General features: G+C 60.9%; 15 protein-coding genes and 2 pseudogenes. 11 read left to right on the plus strand and 6 right to left on the minus strand.

All coding sequences use genetic code 11. From position 1 onward, the window contains the following. Positions 1 to 559 precede the first annotated feature (559 nt). Positions 560 to 1,873 carry a branched-chain amino acid transport system II carrier protein gene (brnQ, locus tag ACIQAL_RS26640; RefSeq protein ID WP_401150608.1) on the plus strand — a complete coding sequence of 438 codons (1,314 nt, stop codon included), beginning with the start codon at positions 560 to 562 and terminating at the stop codon, positions 1,871 to 1,873. 102 nt (positions 1,874 to 1,975) lie between these two features. On the opposite strand, the gene ACIQAL_RS26645 is transcribed toward brnQ, so the two are convergent. Further along, positions 1,976 to 2,230 carry a hypothetical protein gene (locus ACIQAL_RS26645; protein ID WP_166598597.1) on the minus strand — a complete coding sequence of 85 codons (255 nt, stop codon included), beginning with the start codon at positions 2,228 to 2,230 and terminating at the stop codon, positions 1,976 to 1,978. A gap of 329 nt (positions 2,231 to 2,559) precedes the next feature. Here ACIQAL_RS26645 and htpG point away from each other — a divergent pair, with 329 nt between their 5' ends. Together htpG and ACIQAL_RS26655 are read left to right on the plus strand one after the other, a co-directional pair. Next, on the plus strand, positions 2,560 to 4,464 hold the full coding sequence (gene htpG, locus ACIQAL_RS26650) for a molecular chaperone HtpG (RefSeq protein WP_401150610.1): 1,905 nt from the start codon (positions 2,560 to 2,562) through the stop codon (positions 4,462 to 4,464). A gap of 77 nt (positions 4,465 to 4,541) precedes the next feature. Further along, positions 4,542 to 5,273, plus strand: coding sequence for a dienelactone hydrolase family protein (locus ACIQAL_RS26655; protein ID WP_401150612.1), 732 nt, complete (start codon positions 4,542 to 4,544; stop codon positions 5,271 to 5,273). Positions 5,274 to 5,349: 76 nt separating this feature from the next. Here ACIQAL_RS26655 and ACIQAL_RS26660 read toward each other — a convergent pair whose 3' ends face one another. From ACIQAL_RS26660 to ACIQAL_RS26680, 5 genes and pseudogenes are all read right to left on the minus strand, one after another. Then, entirely contained in the window at positions 5,350 to 6,210 is an 861-nt protein-coding gene (locus tag ACIQAL_RS26660; protein ID WP_401150615.1) for a pirin family protein, read from the minus strand. A 141-nt stretch (positions 6,211 to 6,351) separates the two neighbouring features. Further along, a complete protein-coding gene (gene fabB / locus ACIQAL_RS26665) occupies positions 6,352 to 7,608 on the minus strand; it encodes a beta-ketoacyl-ACP synthase I (protein WP_401150618.1) in 1,257 nt (418 codons plus the stop codon). Positions 7,609 to 7,618: 10 nt separating this feature from the next. After that, a complete protein-coding gene (gene fabA, locus ACIQAL_RS26670) occupies positions 7,619 to 8,134 on the minus strand; it encodes a 3-hydroxyacyl-[acyl-carrier-protein] dehydratase FabA (RefSeq protein ID WP_166598593.1) in 516 nt (171 codons plus the stop codon). 212 nt (positions 8,135 to 8,346) lie between these two features. Beyond that, positions 8,347 to 8,730 (minus strand): annotated as a pseudogene (locus ACIQAL_RS26675) (response regulator); the annotation flags it as partial. Between the two features lie 68 nt (positions 8,731 to 8,798). Beyond that, positions 8,799 to 10,272: pseudogene (locus ACIQAL_RS26680) on the minus strand (ATP-binding protein); the annotation flags it as partial. 293 nt (positions 10,273 to 10,565) lie between these two features. Between ACIQAL_RS26680 and ACIQAL_RS26685 the strand changes: the two are divergent. The 8 genes from ACIQAL_RS26685 (at position 10,566) to ACIQAL_RS26720 (ending at position 16,889) form a co-directional block, all read left to right on the plus strand. Beyond that, on the plus strand, positions 10,566 to 11,591 hold the full coding sequence (locus ACIQAL_RS26685) for an NAD(P)H-dependent glycerol-3-phosphate dehydrogenase (protein WP_401150621.1): 1,026 nt from the start codon (positions 10,566 to 10,568) through the stop codon (positions 11,589 to 11,591). A 38-nt stretch (positions 11,592 to 11,629) separates the two neighbouring features. Then, complete coding sequence (locus ACIQAL_RS26690) at positions 11,630 to 11,974, plus strand: DUF4389 domain-containing protein (protein WP_341958766.1); 345 nt, start codon at positions 11,630 to 11,632, stop codon at positions 11,972 to 11,974. Further along, a complete protein-coding gene (gene sixA, locus ACIQAL_RS26695; RefSeq protein WP_401150625.1) occupies positions 11,971 to 12,429 on the plus strand; it encodes a phosphohistidine phosphatase SixA in 459 nt (152 codons plus the stop codon). Before ACIQAL_RS26690 ends, sixA begins: the two co-directional genes overlap by 4 nt. 102 nt (positions 12,430 to 12,531) lie before the next feature. Beyond that, the gene (locus ACIQAL_RS26700; protein ID WP_401150628.1) at positions 12,532 to 12,975 is read left to right on the plus strand and encodes a hotdog fold thioesterase; all 444 of its coding nucleotides are present in this window, start codon (positions 12,532 to 12,534) and stop codon (positions 12,973 to 12,975) included. 112 nt (positions 12,976 to 13,087) lie between these two features. Continuing rightward, entirely contained in the window at positions 13,088 to 13,921 is an 834-nt protein-coding gene (locus ACIQAL_RS26705; RefSeq protein ID WP_401150630.1) for an alpha/beta fold hydrolase, read from the plus strand. After that, positions 13,918 to 14,772 carry an alpha/beta fold hydrolase gene (locus ACIQAL_RS26710; protein ID WP_401150633.1) on the plus strand — a complete coding sequence of 285 codons (855 nt, stop codon included), beginning with the start codon at positions 13,918 to 13,920 and terminating at the stop codon, positions 14,770 to 14,772. The genes ACIQAL_RS26705 and ACIQAL_RS26710 overlap by 4 nt, the downstream gene beginning before the upstream one ends. A gap of 150 nt (positions 14,773 to 14,922) precedes the next feature. Further along, complete coding sequence (locus ACIQAL_RS26715; RefSeq protein ID WP_401150636.1) at positions 14,923 to 15,738, plus strand: DUF4892 domain-containing protein; 816 nt, start codon at positions 14,923 to 14,925, stop codon at positions 15,736 to 15,738. A gap of 98 nt (positions 15,739 to 15,836) precedes the next feature. Next, positions 15,837 to 16,889 (plus strand): AI-2E family transporter, encoded by a 1,053-nt coding sequence (locus ACIQAL_RS26720; RefSeq protein ID WP_401150638.1) that lies wholly within the window; start codon positions 15,837 to 15,839, stop codon positions 16,887 to 16,889. Positions 16,890 to 16,954: the final 65 nt, after the last annotated feature.

Genomic DNA, 16,954 nt, shown 5'->3' on the forward strand with positions numbered 1-16,954 from the left:
AACGGACATCCATGTCCTTGCGGCGCTCTCGCGGCATCCATGCCGCTCGACCCACTCCGCGCCGCCTGCGTTCGGCCTGCACCCAAGTCGCGTTCGGCGGCGTCTGATCCATGGTGCTTGAAGAGCAACGGCATCTGGCTGGAGCTAACGCTCTTCGCAGGTTCGCAGATTTTTCTGACACACCTCAATTTCCCTGTGGGAGCGAATTTATTCGCGAAAGATGTTCAGGCGACAAAGATGCATCGTTTGTCCTCCCGATTCGCGAATGAATTCGCTCCTACAGCTCTAGCGCATGTGTCGCCTCAGGGCTGGGCAGTTAATCCTCGCAAAAAGACTGTGCTGTAGGACCTTTCCGAAATGCGACGCGAACGTGCGTTCAGCGGTCGCTCTGCCCTGTATTAGTGCGGCAAATAGGGTAGGCTACGCGCCATTTTGCAGGTCTGGCCCTCATAAGGGGCTACGGCATGCGGCGGGTCTGTCTCAGAAGGATGGGCCGCATTTCCCTCGACCCTTTGGGAAATCCTCTTCTTAATTCCGATTCAGCAGTGTGGTTTCTTTGATGAAAGTGTTGAAAGGTCAGGACATCCTGGCATTGGGTTTCATGACGTTTGCGTTGTTCGTGGGTGCTGGCAATATCATTTTCCCCCCTATCGTTGGCTTGCAGGCCGGTCCTCATGTGTGGATGGCGGCGCTGGGCTTTCTCGTCACGGCTGTTGGCCTGCCAGTGGTCACGGTGATTGCGCTGGCCAAGGTGGGCGGCGCGATGGACACGCTGAGCAGTCCCATCGGCAAAGTGGCCGGGACGATTCTCGCGGCGGTCTGTTATCTGTCGGTGGGTCCTTTGTTCGCCACCCCGCGCACTGCGACGGTGTCGTTCGAAGTGGGGCTGGCGCCGTTGACCGGCGAAAGCCCGCTGGCGCTCTTCCTTTATAGCCTCGTGTATTTCCTGCTGGTGTTCTGGGTCTCGCTGTACCCCGGCCGTTTGCTGGACACGGTCGGGCGTTTTCTGGCGCCGTTGAAAATCGTCGCCCTGGCCGTGCTGGGCATCGCTGCGTTCGCCTTGCCTGCGGGTGAGGTCGGGACGGCACAGCCTGCGTATGTGGCGGCGCCGTTCTCCCAAGGGTTCATCAATGGTTACCTGACCATGGACACCCTCGGTGCGCTGGTCTTTGGCATTGTCATCGTCAACGCGATCCGCTCCCGTGGCGTCGAATCGCCACGGCTGATCACCCGCTACGCGATCATCGCGGGTTTGATCGCCGGGGTAGGGCTGGCGCTGGTGTACATCAGCCTGTTCCGTCTGGGTTCCGGCAGTCATGCCGTCGCCGCGACGGCCACCAACGGCGCCGCAGTGCTCCACGCTTACGTTCAGCACACCTTCGGTTCGCTGGGCAGTGGTTTCCTGGCGGTACTGATTTCGCTGGCCTGTCTGGTCACGGCGGTGGGGCTGACCTGTGCCTGCGCCGAGTATTTCAGCCGCGTGTTGCCGCTGTCTTACAAAACCCTGGTGATCCTGCTGGCCGCGTTCTCGCTGCTCGTGTCGAACCTCGGCCTGACCAAACTGATCCAGTTCTCCATCCCGGTTCTGACGGCGATCTATCCACCGTGCATCGCATTGGTAGCCTTGAGCTTCTGCAAGGATTTCTGGCAGGCGCAGGGGCGTGTCGTTGCGCCGGTGATGTTGGTGTCGTTGTTGTTCGGGATGATCGATGCGATCAAGGGGTCGGGACTGGGTGACTACCTGCCTGACGCGGTGGCTCATCTGCCGTTGAGCGAGCAGGGGTTGGCGTGGTTGATTCCATCGCTGATCACGTTGTTCGGTGCGTTCGTGATCGACCGTGTGCTCGGCAAGCCCAGCGAAGCGCTGGCGTAAAGGGAAGGGCAGCACAGGCGCTGAGCCGCCGGGTTGCCCACTTTCTCGAAATAAAAATAAAGCCCGCTAAATGCGGGCTTTATTTTTTGGAAACTTTGGAACTTACGGCTTAGTTGGTGCAGGCGTTTGCTGGTTGGTCTCTTTGGCGCGCTCTTGAGCGGCTTCGGCATTCTTCTGCGCAGCTTCCTGACTTTCTTTGGCGGCGTCGTTCACTTTGTCCTGAGCCTTCTGCATCGACTCTTGAGACTGCTGGGCTGCCTTGTTGGCATCCTGTTGTTTATCCTCGGATTTTTTGTCGCAGGCGGCGAGGCCCAAGGTGGCAGAAAGCATGAGGGCAATGGCTAAAGTCTTACGCATGGGGTGTTTCTCCTTATTGAATATCTACGAGCCTTCGAACGCATGCTTATAACGTTAGTTCCATTATTGAGCAGGATTAATGAATGCCTGTTTCAGTCACGTTACGGCGCGTCTACACCACGCAGGTTAATCGTTTATGCTGCGTTATTCCCGGCGCTTCACGCAGAAACCCATTCACTCATGACACGTGAAGATTGTGATTCCCTGCCTCACAGGCTCTTGAAATCCCCCACCCAGCCCCCACCTTGATGACAACCCGTCGTCCAGCCCCCGGCAGACGCTTTGGACGGCCACCCCTATTTGTATGGACTGATTGGAGTTTGATGACCATGAGTGTGGAAACTCAAAAGGAAACCCTGGGCTTCCAGACCGAGGTGAAGCAGCTGCTGCACCTCATGATCCATTCGTTGTACTCGAACAAGGAGATCTTCCTCCGCGAGCTGATTTCCAACGCCTCCGACGCCGTGGACAAGCTGCGCTTCGAAGCGCTGTCCAGTCCGGAGTTGCTGGAAGGTGGCGCCGAGCTGAAAATCCGTGTGAGCTTCGACAAGGACGCGCAAACCGTCACCCTCGAAGACAACGGCATTGGCATGAACCGCGACGATGTGATCACCCACCTGGGCACCATCGCCAAATCCGGCACCGCTGATTTCATGAAGAACCTGACCGGTGATCAGAAGAAAGACTCGCACCTGATCGGTCAGTTCGGCGTGGGCTTCTATTCGGCCTTCATCGTCGCCGATAAGGTGGACGTGTACAGCCGTCGTGCCGGTACGCCTGCCAGCGAAGGCGTGCACTGGTCTTCGAAAGGCGAGGGCGACTTTGAAGTGGCCACCGTCGAGAAGGCCGATCGTGGCACCCGTATCGTGCTGCACCTCAAACCGGCCGAAAACGAATTCGCTGACGGCTATCGTCTGCGCAACATCATCAAGAAGTACTCCGACCACATCGCCCTGCCGATCGAATTGCCGAAAGAGCAGAACGCCGTGGAAGGCGAGCCTGCCCCAGCGGAAGAATGGGAAACCGTCAACCGCGCCAGCGCCCTGTGGACCCGTCCTCGCACCGAGGTGAAGGACGAGGAATACCAGGAGTTCTACAAGCACATTGCCCACGATTTCGAGAACCCGCTGAGCTGGAGCCACAACAAGGTCGAAGGCAAGCTTGAGTACAACTCGCTGTTGTACGTCCCGGCCCGTGCGCCCTTCGACCTGTATCAGCGTGAAGCGCCGCGTGGTCTGAAGTTGTACGTGCAGCGCGTGTTCGTCATGGATCAGGCCGAGTCGTTCCTGCCGCTGTACCTGCGCTTCATCAAGGGTGTGGTGGACTCCAACGACCTGTCGCTGAACGTGTCTCGTGAAATTCTGCAGAAAGACCCGATCATCGATTCGATGAAGTCCGCACTGACCAAGCGCGTGCTGGACATGCTGGAAAAACTGGCGAAGAACCAGCCGGAAGAATACAAAGGCTTCTGGAAAAACTTCGGTCAGGTGATGAAAGAAGGCCCCGCCGAAGACTTCGCCAACAAAGAGAAGATCGCCGGCCTGCTGCGTTTCGCCGCGACTTCCGACGAGAATGGCGAGCAGAGCGTGTCGCTGGCTGACTACTTGGCACGCGCCAAGGAAGGTCAGGACAAGATTTACTACCTCACTGGCGAAAGCTATGCGCAGGTCAAGAACAGCCCGCACCTGGAAGTCTTCCGCAAGAAAGGCATCGAAGTGCTGCTGCTGACCGACCGCATCGACGAGTGGCTGATGAGCTACCTGAGCGACTTCGACGGCAAGGGTTTTGTCGACGTCGCCCGTGGCGATCTGGACCTGGGCAAGCTGGACTCGGAAGAGGACAAGAAGGCTCAGGAAGAAGTCGCCAAGGACAAGGAAGGTTTGATCGAGCGCCTGAAAGCCGCCTTGGGTGACGCCGTCAGCGAGGTGCGCGTTTCTCACCGCCTGACCGATTCGCCTGCGATTCTGGCCATCGGCGAGCAGGACCTTGGCCTGCAGATGCGCCAGATCCTGGAAGCCAGCGGTCAGAAAGTGCCAGACTCCAAGCCGATCTTCGAATTCAACCCGACTCATCCATTGATCGGCAAGCTGGACAACGAACAGAGCGAAGACCGCTTCAGCGAGTTGTCGCACATCCTGTTCGACCAGGCGGCACTGGCCGCGGGCGACAGCTTGAAAGACCCGGCGGCGTATGTGCGTCGTTTGAACAAGTTGTTGGTCGAGCTCTCGGTCTAACCTCGAAACCCGTCAAAACCCGCTTCGGCGGGTTTTGTCATTTGATTCCCCCACATTCTCAACAGCAGGAGTCAGCAATGAGCAACGTTACTGTGCAGTCCGTGGTGTATCAGATTGACGGCCAGAATTACGAAAGTCGTCTGGTGTTCAGCGAGGGCGCAAAAGCGGCTCCGGGTTTGGTCATGGCGCCAAACTGGATGGGCATCAGTGAAGACGCCGAGCAGATCGCCAAGCAAGTGGCCAGCAAGGGTTATGTGGTGTTGTTGGCTGACCTGTACGGGCAGGGCGTGCGTCCGACCAATGCCGATCAGGCGATCGCCGCGATGGGACCGCTGAAGGCTGATCGCACGCTGTTGAACAAGCGCATGCAGGCCGCGTTGGATCAATTGACCGCTCAATCCACGGCTGCCGTGGACACGGGCCGTCTGGCGACCTTCGGCTTCTGCTTCGGCGGTTGCTGTGCGCTGGAACTGGCGCGCACTGGCGCTCCGTTGAAGGCTGCGGTGTCGTTCCACGGCACGCTGGACACTACTAACCCGGCCGATGCCAAGAACATCAAAGGCAAAGTGCTGGTGCTGCACGGCGCGTCCGACCCATTGGTGCCAAAAGAGCAGCTGCCTGCCTTCGAAGCGGAAATGAATGCGGCCAACGTCGACTGGCAATTGCTGAGTTACGGCGGCGCGTTCCACTCGTTCACCGATCCGCACGCTAACAACCCGGGCGTCCAGATGTACAACCCGACCGTGTCGAAGCGCGCGTTTACCGCGATGCACAACCTGCTGGATGAGGTCTTCCAACAGCAGCCTTAAGCTTCAAGCTTCAAGCTTCAAGCTGCAAGTCAGATGGGCGCCGCTCCGACTTGCAGCTTGTAGCTCCCAACTGCTTTTATCTGCTCTTGGGGAGCTCTATCCGCGCCACTTCCCCTGGCACGGTTGGCCAATCTCCCGCTGCCCATTTTGCTCTCGCCTGATCGATCAACGCAGGGTCGCTGGCGACGAAGTTCCAGTTCATTCGCCGTGGCCCATCCAGCGGCGCGCCGCCGATCAGAACCGCGTGGGATTCACTGTTCGCGCACAGGGTCGGCTCGGTTCCCGGTTCCAGCACCACCAGCGTGTTAGGCGCCACCGGTTCGCCATCCAGCGCCATGTCCCCTTCAATCACGTACAACGCCCGCTGCTCATGGTCGGCCGGGATCAGCAGGGTCGTGGCTGTCTGCATGGTCAGCTCGGCATACAGCGTCGATGACAGCACGGGTACGGGCGAGGTGAGGCAGAAACCGGTGCCCGCAATCATCCGGATGGCGATGCCCATGCCGTCATTCACGGGCAGGCTGTCAGCCGGGTGATGACTGTAGTGGCCGACACCCTGCTCATGTTCCTTGGGCGAGGCGAGCCAGACTTGCAAGCCGTGCAGCCGCGAGCCGCTGTCGTGCAGCGCCTGCGGCGTGCGTTCGATGTGGGCGATGGCGCGACCTGCCGTCATCCAGCTGACATCGCCGGGCTTCACGTGTTGATCGCTGCCAAGGCTGTCCTTGTGATGAACCTCGCCCTCGAAGAGGTAGGTCAGGGTCGACAGGCCGATGTGAGGGTGCTGGCGGATGTCCATGCCGGTGCCAGGCGCGTAGGTCGTTTCCAGCATGTGATCAAAAAACACGAAGGGGCCGACGCTGCGGCATTGCGCAGAGGGCAGGGGGCGGAGGATCGGCTGGCCTTCGACGTCTTCTGCGCGGGGTGTGATGGTCAACATGTCAGGGCTCTCGATGAACGTGGAAACAGAGTACGCAGCATAAACCGTGGCGTCTGGATCGTCTGTGCTTCGGCAGAAGCGCTTGCGCATGAAAAAGGCGCCTCGAAAGGCGCCTTGTTCACATGCGGGGATCGGCTCGAATTACTTGCCGGTCCAGCGCTTCATGACCAGCGTGGCGTTGGTGCCGCCGAAGCCGAAGCTGTTGCTCATGACCAGGTTCAGCTCCGTGTTTTCACGGGTCTTGGTCAGGATCGGCAGGTCAGCGACAGCCGGGTCCAGCTCGTCGATGTTCGCCGAACCGGCCATGAAGTTGCCTTCCATCATCAGCATGCAGTAGATCGCTTCGTGAACGCCTGCGGCGCCCAGGGAGTGACCCGACAGGCTCTTGGTGGAGCTGATGGCCGGCGCGTCGGTGCCGAACACTTCACGCACGCCTTTCATTTCCGCGACGTCGCCGACCGGAGTCGAGGTGCCGTGGGTGTTCAGGTAGTCGATCTTGCCGTCAACGGTGGCCAGCGCCTGCTGCATGCAGCGGATGGCGCCTTCGCCGCTTGGGGCGACCATGTCGTAGCCGTCGGAGGTCGCGCCGTAACCGACCAGTTCCGCGTAGATTGTCGCGCCGCGAGCTAGAGCGTGTTCCAGCTCCTCGACCACGACCATGCCGCCGCCGCCCGCGATCACAAAACCGTCACGGTCTGCATCGTAGGCGCGGGAGGACTTTTCAGGGGTTTCGTTGCGCTTGGTCGACAGGGCGTTCATGGCATCGAACAGGAACGATTGGCTCCAGTGTTCTTCTTCACCACCACCGGCGAAAACGACATCCTGTTTGCCCAGCTGGATCTGTTCCATGGCTGCGCCGATGCAATGCGCGCTGGTGGCGCAGGCGGAAGCGATGGAATAGTTCAGGCCCTTGATCTTGAACGGCGTTGCCAGGCAAGCCGAAACGGTGCTGCTCATGGTGCGGGTCACGCGGTACGGACCGACGCGCTTGACGCCTTTTTCGCGCAGGATGTCCAACGCTTCCATCTGGTTCAGGGTCGAAGCGCCACCGGAACCGGCGATCAGGCCGGTGCGCGGGTTGGACACTTGCTCTTCGGTCAGACCGGAATCCTTGATCGCGTCCTTCATCGCCAGGTAGGCGTACCCGGCAGCGTGGCCAACGAAGCGGACGACCTTGCGGTCGATCAATCGCTCAAGGTTTTTATCGACCGACACCGGCTCTTCGCCTGGCACGTTCAGATCGACGGAACCGGACACCTGGCTGCGCAGGCCCATTTCGGCATATTCCGGGTTGAAACGGATGCCAGGGCGGCTTGCACGCAGGTTGGCGGAAACGGTGTCTTTGTCATTGCCCAAGCAGGAAACAATGCCCAGACCAGTGATAACGACGCGGCGCATGCGAATACCCTTAGAAATTGTCAGTGGAGGTGAACACGCCGACCCGAAGGCCTTCGGCGGTGTAGATTTCGCGGCCGTCGACACTGACCGAACCGTCGGCGATGGCCAGGTTCAGCTTGCCTTTGAGGACGCGCTTGATGTGAATGTTGTAGGTGACCTTCTTGGCGGTCGGCAGGACTTGGCCGAAGAATTTCACTTCGCCCGAACCCAGCGCACGGCCACGGCCCGGCAGGCCTTGCCAGCCCAGGAAAAAACCGACCAGTTGCCACATGGCGTCGAGGCCCAGGCAGCCTGGCATCACCGGATCGCCTTCGAAGTGACAGCCGAAGAACCACAGGTCTGGAGTGATATCCAGTTCGGCGACCAATTCACCTTTGCCGAACTTGCCGCCTTCTTCACTGATATGAACGATGCGGTCCATCATCAGCATGTTAGGGGCGGGCAGTTGCGCGTTACCTGGGCCGAACAGCTCACCGCGACTGCAGCGCAGCAAGTCTTCCCGGGTAAAGGCGTTTTGTTTGGTCATGCGAGCTCCTCGATAATCCTGTGCGGCAGGGTGTGGCAGTTCTTACCCAATCTGGCCATGAGGGTTGATCCCCCGCTGGCAGCCTACTCATAGACTATTGCGTTGTGGTGAAAGTCACAGCACAGGCGAAATGAATGTACACCTGTGCACTGAAATTGTCCGTCCGCGCGTTGTCGCGGGTCGATCACGGCACACAAGACTGCCGCAATTTATCATTTATCGCCAGTCGCAGATGGCTTAATGGTCAGCCAGCGCTGTAAAACCTGCTGTAAATCAGCACGTTTGAAGGGTTTGGCCAGGTAATCGTTCATGCCGGATTGCAGACAAAGGTCCCGATCGCCGTGCCGGGCATTGGCAGTCAGCGCGATGATGGGCAGCGTGTCGAGGCCCGGAAGTTCACGAATCCGTCGTGTCGCTTCATAGCCGTCCATGACCGGCAGTCGGCAATCCATCAGGATCAGCGCGTATTTTTCCTTGCTGGCCATGCTGACCGCTTCGGCGCCATCGCCGGCCACACTCACCTCCAGGCCCAGGCTGCGCAACATGGCTTCGACCACGGTGCGATTGACCGGGTTGTCCTCGACCAGCAGGACGCAGCCGTCACGTTCCGCAGGCAAATCGCCCACGGTGCCAGCCAGCGGGGGTGGCTCTTCGTGATGCACCCGCTGCAAGGGAATTTGCAGGGTAAACACCGAGCCGATGCCTTCGCTGCTTTCGGCCTCCAGCGACCCGCCCATGCGCTCGGCCAGGTTTCGCGCGATGGGCAGGCCCAGGCCGGTGCCGCCGTAGCGTCGGGAGATCGAGTTGTCGGCTTGCTGAAAAGCGTCGAACATCGATTCCAGCAGTTGCGCGGAAATACCGATACCGCTGTCACGCACGGCGCAAGTAAAGAGGATGTGCTGGGCGTCCTGCTCGTGCCATGAAGTCTCGATCCGCACGCTGCCAAATTCGGTGAATTTCAGGGCGTTGCCGATCAGGTTCACCAGAATCTGCCGGATACGGGTCGGGTCGCCCTTGACCCGTAACAGATCAAGCCCCGACGACAAGTCGAGCTCCAGTGCCAGTCCTCGCTGTTGGGCGTTGTGGGCAAACGCCTGCACCGAGGTGGCGATCAGGTCGGCGAGACCGAAGGAAATGTTCTCCAATTCCAGGGCATCACGTTCGAAGCGAGAGAAATCGAGGATGTCATTGATGACCCGCAGCAGGTGCTCCGTGGACTCGGTGGCGAGGGACGCGTATTCAGCCTGCTCCTCGGTCATCTTTGTGGTTTCCATCAACTGCAACATGCCCAACACGCCATTCATGGGGGTGCGCAGTTCGTGGCTCATCATGGCCAGAAATTCCGATTTCGCACTGTTGGCCCGCTCAGCTTCTTCCCGGGTGCGGATCAGTTCATCCATGGCTTTTTTCTGTTCGCGGCTTGCCTTTTCCAGCCCCAGCGCCAGGTTGTTGATGTGCCGCGCCAGATCCCCCAGTTCGGCGTCATCCGCGACCGGCAACGGCGCGGTGTAGTCGCCATGCTGAATGGCTTTGACCGCGTCGCTCATGGCGCTGATTGGTTGGGACAGGCTCAGTGACAGGCGCCGCGCCAGGATGTAGGTAAACAGCAGGGCGAACAGCGCGAGGATGCCCGCTTTCAGAAGGATTTCCTGTTCGCGTACGTTGAACGCATCGCTGGACATGCCCACCAGCACGCGTCCGAGGTAGTCCTCGACCGGCACACTGGCGAGGTCGTCGGCATCGTCGAGGCGATCGCTTTCGTTCTTGATCCGCTGCAACCGGATAGGCGCCTGAAAGACTTCAATCTGCTGGGCGTGAAGGGTCTCGGCCGCCTGCTCCACGTGCACCAGCACCTTCCCGGCGCTGTCCTGAACTTCGAGAAAGCGCACATGGGGCGTGTTCATGGTGGCTTTCATCAGGCTTTCGAGCACGTCATCGTTGCCCACGATCACGCCGTACTCGGACGCAGGGGCGAGCTGATTGGCAATCAACTGTCCGGTGTGGGTCAGCTCCTGTCGCAAGTCCTGAATACGAACCACGGTAAAGAAGCTGATCAGCAGCAGGGTCAGCAGCAGGGCGGGGCCGAGGCTGAGTATCTGCGTGCGGGTGCTGATGTTCCAGCCACGTTGCGAGGTCACGGCCGGACTCCTGTGGTCATGCGTGTCGCCATCGAATGTACGGGGCCGGGATCGGGAAATGGGGTGGGGTCATGGGCTGATCTCATCGGAAAGCGCCCTAACGATAGCTCATCGGCGCCGCAGTGGAATTTTCATCCGGTGCGCGCATCTTAAACGAGCCGTAGGCGATTTCCTCATGAAGAGTAGGGCATCGGCTTATGTGATGCGTCGTGGTGTTTTGCCGCTGGTGGCGGGCACAGCGCTCCGTATAATGCTGGCATCGCCAGATTCGATGGCTCTAGATGGATGCTTTTATGACCCAACAGCAACCGATCGCAGTTCTGGGTGGCGGCAGCTTCGGGACGGCGGTGGCCAATCTGCTGGCCGGGAACGGTCACCGGGTTCTGCAATGGATGCGTGACCCTGAGCAGGCCGAGGCGATTCGCGTCAATCGCGAGAACCCGCGCTACCTCAAAGGCATCAAGGTGCTCGACGCGGTGGAGCCGGTGACGGACCTGAAGAGCGTGCTGAGCGCCTGCCAGTTGGTGTTCGTGGCGTTGCCTTCCAGCGCCTTGCGCAGCGTGTTGACGCCCCATGTGGACTTACTGACCGGCAAGATGCTGGTCAGCCTGACCAAGGGCATCGAGGCGCAGACCTTCAAACTGATGAGCGAAATCCTCGAAGACATCGCGCCGAAGTCGCGGATTGGCGTGCTGTCCGGGCCGAACCTCGCCCGCGAGATCGCCGAGCATGCGCTGACCGCCACGGTGGTCGCCAGTGAAGACGAAGACCTCTGTCAGCAGGTTCAGGCCGCCTTGCACGGCCGCACCTTCCGCGTCTACGCGAGCGCCGACCGTTTTGGCGTGGAACTGGGCGGGGCGCTGAAAAACGTCTACGCGATCATTTCCGGCATGGCCGTCGCCCTGGGCATGGGTGAAAACACCAAAAGCATGTTGATCACCCGCGCGCTGGCCGAGATGACCCGGTTTGCCGTCAGCCAGGGGGCCAACCCGATGACCTTCCTGGGGCTGGCGGGGGTCGGTGACCTGATCGTGACGTGCTCGTCCCCGAAAAGTCGCAATTATCAGGTGGGTTTCGCGCTCGGGCAGGGCTTGAGCCTCGATGAGGCCGTGACCCGTCTGGGCGAGGTGGCCGAGGGCGTGAACACGCTGAAAGTGCTCAAGGCCAAGGCGCAGGAGGTGCAGGTGTACATGCCGCTGGTCGCCGGTCTGCATGCGATTCTCTTTGAAGGGCGCACGCTGGAGCAGGTCATCGAACTGCTGATGCGCGCCGAACCCAAGACCGACGTCGATTTCATTTCGACCAGCGGTTTCAACTGATTCAACGGCCTTTCGCTTCTGGCCCCGTGGAGAACACCTTGAACGAATCCAAATTCAAGCAACACGAATCGATCCTGCTGCGCATCCTGTGGATGGTGGTGTTTCTGGTGGTCTGGCAGGTCGCCGAGCTGGTGCTCGCCGTCGTGGTGCTGGTGCAGTTGGCCTACCGCCTGTTTTACGGAGCGCCAAGCCTGAGCATGATGTCGTTTGGCGACAGCCTGAGTCAGTTTCTGGCGCAGATCGGCCGCTTTGGCACGTTCCACACCGACCAGAAACCCTGGCCGTTTGCCGACTGGCCCGCGCCCCGTGCGCCCGAAGGCGAAGCGCCGCACACCGTGCCTGCAGCCAGCCATCCGGTGCGAGACGAGGAACCTAAGCTATGAACCTGTGGATTCTGCGTCACGGCGAGGCCCAGTCCCGGGCGCGCACGGATGCCGAACGTGAATTGACCGCCAACGGCCGTGAAGAGGTGCTGGTCAGCGCCGCGCATCTGCTGGGTCAGCCGCTGCGCTGGATCATCGCCAGCCCCTATGTCCGCGCTCAGCAGACGGCCGAACTGGTGCGTCAGGCGTTGGGCTTCACTGACGCCGTGGTGACCGTGCCGTGGTTGACGCCGGACAGCGACCCGCGCAAGGTGCTGGAAAATCTGGATCTGTACGCGTCGGACGACGTGCTGCTGGTCAGTCATCAGCCTCTGGTGGGGTCGTTGATTGGTCTGGCGGTGCACGGCAATCTGCAGCAGGCCGAGCCGATGCACACTGCCAGTCTCGCTCAGCTGGACGGGGACTTTCCGTTGGCCGGGGCGATGAGTCTGCTGGGTGTTCGGCATCCGGTTTGACCCCAGAATAGTGCTGACGGCGGATGATTCTGTGGGAGCGAATTACGCTCGTCGAAACCTTGTGGTGCGCTTCAATACCGCCTCAAATAATAAGGAAATATCATGAGCCTATGGCGTGAAACCCCTAACCTCGACGCCCTCAATGCCATGCAGAAAAACACCATCGGTGAGCTGCTGGACATCCGCTTTGAGGCGTTCGACGATCATTCCCTGACGGCTAGCATGGCGGTCGATCATCGCACCCATCAGCCTTATGGCCTGTTGCACGGGGGCGCGTCGGTGGTGTTGGCGGAAACCGTCGGCTCTTCGGCGAGCTACCTGGCCATCGACACCAGCAAATATTACTGCGTCGGCATCGAGGTCAACGCCAACCACCTCCGTGGCTTGCGCAGCGGACGTGTGACCGCCGTGGCCCACCCGGTGCACATCGGCCGCATGACCCACGTCTGGGACATCCGCCTGACCAGCGACGACGGCAAGGCCAGCTGCATCTCCCGCCTGACCGTCGCGGTCGTTCCCCTTGGCGAGCAGCCGCCCGCTCGCTGAATCTTGAGCCGTTGACCGGACTGTCATCACCGATGGCACTTCCGGTCATTGCTGTGACAGGAAGCCGGTGCGCACAATTGCCCCCTGATCAAGGTTCACGGGATGCGCGGGCATGGCCCAACACGTTTTTTTCGCTCACGCCAATGGCTTTCCTTCGGCCACGTACGGCAAATTGTTCGCCGCGCTGGGGGATGACTATGAAATCACCCATCTGGCGCAGCATGCCCACGACCCGCGTTTTCCGGTGACCGACAACTGGACGACGTTGGTGGATGAGCTGATTCACCATTTGCAGGCGCAGTCGCAACCGGTCTGGGGCGTGGGGCATTCCCTCGGCGGCGTGCTGCACTACCACGCGGCCTTGCGCCATCCCGAGCTGTATCGCGGGGTGGTGATGCTTGATTCGCCGGTGCTCACGCGCTTCGACCAATGGATGATTCGCGCCGCCAAACGGTTCGGTTTCATCGACCGCATCACCCCGGCCGGCCGCACGCTGGGGCGTCGTGAAGTGTTCAGCGACCTCGATGCGGCCCGCCATTATTTCTCGGGCAAGACGCTGTTTCGTCGGTTCGATCCCGAGTGTTTCGAGGCCTACCTGCTTCATGGCCTGCAACCTCATGGCGAGCAGTTGCGGCTGCGTTTCGACCCGGCCATCGAGATGAGCATTTACCGTAGCGTGCCTCACACCAGCCCCGGCATCGCCCGGCATTTGCGGGTGCCGCTGGCGATGGTGCGCGGCGAGCAGAGCGACGTGGTGCGCCGTCACCATGCGTTGTCGGTGAAAAGCATGCGCGAAGGGGAGTATCTTTCGGTGCCCGGCGGGCATATGTTTCCGCTGGAACACCCCGAGGACACCGCGCAGATGCTCAAGAGCCTGTTTTCCCGCTGGGATGCCCGCGCACAATCCGCCCTTGACGTGGCCTCTCGTCAACGGGCCCACGCATGACCTGTTCTGTCGAAGAAGTCCGTCTGAGCCTGCCGCACATCGAATTGGCGGCGCACCTGTTCGGACCGCAGGACGGCGAGCCGGTCATCGCCCTGCACGGCTGGCTGGACAACGCCAACAGCTTCGCCCGTCTGGCGCCAAAGCTCAAAGGCCTGCGCATTCTGGCGCTGGACATGGCGGGTCATGGCCACTCCGATCATCGTCCGGCCGGCGCTGGTTATGGTCTGCCGGATTACGCCCACGACGTGTTGCAGGTCGCGCAGCAGATGGGCTGGGACACTTTCTCGCTGATGGGGCATTCGTTGGGCGCCATCGTCTCTGTGATCGTCGCGGGCTCTCTGCCTGACCGGGTCAACCGTCTGGCGCTGATCGACGGATTGATCCCGCCACTGGGCGAACCCGAGGCCGCAGCCGAGCGCATGGGCGCGGCATTGCAGGCGCAACTGACGCAATCGAGCAAGCGCAAGCCGGTCTACGCGGAGATGGACCGGGCCGTCGAAGCACGAATGAGGGGCGCAGTGGCGGTCAGTCGCGAAGCCGCCGAACTGTTGGCGCAACGTGGCTTGATGCCGGTGCCCGGGGGCTATACTTGGCGCAGCGACAGCCGCCTGACCCTGGCGTCGCCGATCCGTCTGACACGTTCGCAGGCATTGTCTTTCGTCAATGCCATCCGCTGTCCTGCGCAGTTGATCGTGGCCGAAGAGGGAATCCTCGCGCAAAACAAAACCTTGCTCGAAAGCGTGCCTTTCGAGGTGACTGTGCTGCCCGGTGGCCATCATCTGCACCTCAATGACGACGGGGGCGCCACCTCTGTTGCAGACTGTTTCAATCGGTTCTTCGCCGTTTCTTGACTTGCGACCCGCAACTGCCGAGGCTGGGCGGGTTGAAACAGGAGACTGCACGATGGACCACCGCCCACGCTCGACCCGTTCACCTTTCCCACCGCCGCACGCCTGTGCGGCGTTCGTTTGCCTTTCGATTCACCTGCGATGAGATCCCCTATGCGTCTATCCCGTGCGCTGGGGTTGCTGTTGTGCCTGAGCGGTCCTGTGACGATGGCCCACGCTGCCGATGTCGCGGGCAGTCAGGACTTTCCGAATCTGCCTCGCCCCACCGATGCCGAGATCGTCGATTACAAACCGGCGTCCGAGCTGGAGCGTGTGTTCCCCATGGGGTCGATTCGCAAGATCAGCGGCCAACTGCGCTTCGACGGACAGGTGGCTGCTCGCGGCACCACTACGTCCGTGACCTATCAACTCCCCGCCGAGCGTTCTGCTGACGAAGCGTTCACCGAAACTCGCGAGGCGCTGCAAAAACAGGGGGCGCAGTTGCTCTTCTGGTGTCAGGCGCGGGACTGTGGCGAAAGCAGCCTGTGGGCCAATGAAGTGTTCGGCAATGCCCGACTGTATGGTGCCGACAATGGCCAGGCCTATCTGCTGCTGCGCCTCAAGCCGGACAACGACACCCTCGTCGCGCTGTACAGCATCACCCGGGGCAACCGCCGGGCCATGCTCCATGTCGAAGAGTTTCAGGCCGGTGCGCCGTTGGGCGAGTTGCTGCCGACCTCCGCGACCTTGTTACGCGAACTGAAAAGCTCCGGCGATCTCGAATTGCCGATGCTCACCGATGCGCCGAAGGAGCCGTGGATCACCTTACTGTCCAGAGGCCTGAATCTGGACAGCACGTTGCGTGTGACGGTTTCCGGTCCCCAAGGCGAGGCCTGGCGCGAATCCTTGGTCGGCAAGGGCGTACGGGCAGCGCGTCTGGAGGCTGGCAATAAACCGACTCAGGGGCTGACCCTCGAACTCATCCGCTGAAGCGCGTTCTACACCCAGGCATGACGCCATGACGAGGCGGGCCGCGAGGTTCGCCGTTATGCTCAGGTCTGCGGACTTCTTTTCTATGGACTGAACCCATGCTCAATAATGATCGCCTGTTGGTGCAGATCCTGCTGCTGGCGCTGCTCGGCGCCTGCCTGTGGGTGATGGCGCCGTTTTGGTCGGCGCTGTTCTGGGGCGCGGTGCTGGCGTTTGCCAGTTGGCCGCTGATGCGTCTGCTCACCCGTGTGCTCAAGGGGCGCGAGTCGCTGGCGGCAGCCATCTTGACCCTCGGCTGGATGCTGTTGGTGGCTGCGCCGCTGGTGTGGCTGGGGTTTAACCTCGCCGATCACGTTCGCGACGCGACGGTGTTCATCAAGGATGTGCAGGTCGACGGGTTGCCCGATCCGCCGACGTGGCTGGTCAGCGTCCCGTTCGTGGGGGAACGGCTGGTCGGTTACTGGAACACCATCGATCAGCAGGGCGCGGCGCTCTTGGCGAGCATCAAGCCGTATCTGGGTCAGGTCGGCAATTGGCTGCTGGCCCGCAGTGCGCAGATCGGCGGCGGCATTCTTGAACTGACGCTGAGTATTGTCTTCGTGTTCTTTTTCTACCGCGACGGCCCGCGACTGGCGGCGTTCGTGTTGAGCCTGCTGGAGCGGCTGATCGGCGACAAGGCGCAGTATTACGTCGATCTGGTGGCGGGAACGGTGCAGCGGGTGGTCAACGGGGTGATCGGCACGGCAGCGGCCCAGGCGATTCTGGCGTTGATCGGCTTCCTCATCGCAGGTGTGCCGGGGGCGTTGGTGCTGGGGATCGGGACGTTCTTGCTGAGCCTTGTGCCGATGGGGCCGCCACTGATCTGGATTCCCGCCACGGCCTGGCTGGCATGGAAGGGCGAATACGGAATGGCGATTTTCCTTGGGCTGTGGGGCACGTTCATCGTCAGTGGCGTGGATAACGTGCTCAAGCCGTACTTGATCAGCCGAGGCGGCAACCTGCCGTTGGTGATCGTGCTTCTGGGCGTGTTCGGCGGCTTGCTGGCGTTCGGATTCATCGGCCTGTTCATCGGTCCGACCTTGTTGGCCGTGGCGTATAGCCTGTTGTTGGATTGGGTGGCGGACAGCCGGGCGCGTCAGTTGCCCAAGTAAGGTGTTGAGGTTTCAACGAAACTGCCGCCGGGCTTGGGTCTGGCGGTAGTGATCGGGCGCGTTCC

The organism is Pseudomonas sp. NPDC088368, from assembly GCF_044753445.1.
GTDB lineage: Bacteria > Pseudomonadota > Gammaproteobacteria > Pseudomonadales > Pseudomonadaceae > Aquipseudomonas > Aquipseudomonas bambusae.

Coding starts and splice junctions, on each gene's coding strand:
- ACIQAL_RS26685 (WP_401150621.1), top strand. CDS start 10,566: ATGACCCAACAGCAACCGATCGCAGTTCTGGGTGGCGGCAGCTTCGGG.
- sixA (WP_401150625.1), top strand. CDS start 11,971: ATGAACCTGTGGATTCTGCGTCACGGCGAGGCCCAGTCCCGGGCGCGC.
- ACIQAL_RS26645 (WP_166598597.1), bottom strand. CDS start 2,230: ATGCGTAAGACTTTAGCCATTGCCCTCATGCTTTCTGCCACCTTGGGC.
- ACIQAL_RS26710 (WP_401150633.1), top strand. CDS start 13,918: ATGACCTGTTCTGTCGAAGAAGTCCGTCTGAGCCTGCCGCACATCGAA.
- ACIQAL_RS26715 (WP_401150636.1), top strand. CDS start 14,923: ATGCGTCTATCCCGTGCGCTGGGGTTGCTGTTGTGCCTGAGCGGTCCT.
- ACIQAL_RS26700 (WP_401150628.1), top strand. CDS start 12,532: ATGAGCCTATGGCGTGAAACCCCTAACCTCGACGCCCTCAATGCCATG.
- ACIQAL_RS26655 (WP_401150612.1), top strand. CDS start 4,542: ATGAGCAACGTTACTGTGCAGTCCGTGGTGTATCAGATTGACGGCCAG.
- ACIQAL_RS26720 (WP_401150638.1), top strand. CDS start 15,837: ATGCTCAATAATGATCGCCTGTTGGTGCAGATCCTGCTGCTGGCGCTG.
- fabA (WP_166598593.1), bottom strand. CDS start 8,134: ATGACCAAACAAAACGCCTTTACCCGGGAAGACTTGCTGCGCTGCAGT.
- fabB (WP_401150618.1), bottom strand. CDS start 7,608: ATGCGCCGCGTCGTTATCACTGGTCTGGGCATTGTTTCCTGCTTGGGC.
- ACIQAL_RS26660 (WP_401150615.1), bottom strand. CDS start 6,210: ATGTTGACCATCACACCCCGCGCAGAAGACGTCGAAGGCCAGCCGATC.
- brnQ (WP_401150608.1), top strand. CDS start 560: ATGAAAGTGTTGAAAGGTCAGGACATCCTGGCATTGGGTTTCATGACG.
- htpG (WP_401150610.1), top strand. CDS start 2,560: ATGAGTGTGGAAACTCAAAAGGAAACCCTGGGCTTCCAGACCGAGGTG.
- ACIQAL_RS26705 (WP_401150630.1), top strand. CDS start 13,088: ATGGCCCAACACGTTTTTTTCGCTCACGCCAATGGCTTTCCTTCGGCC.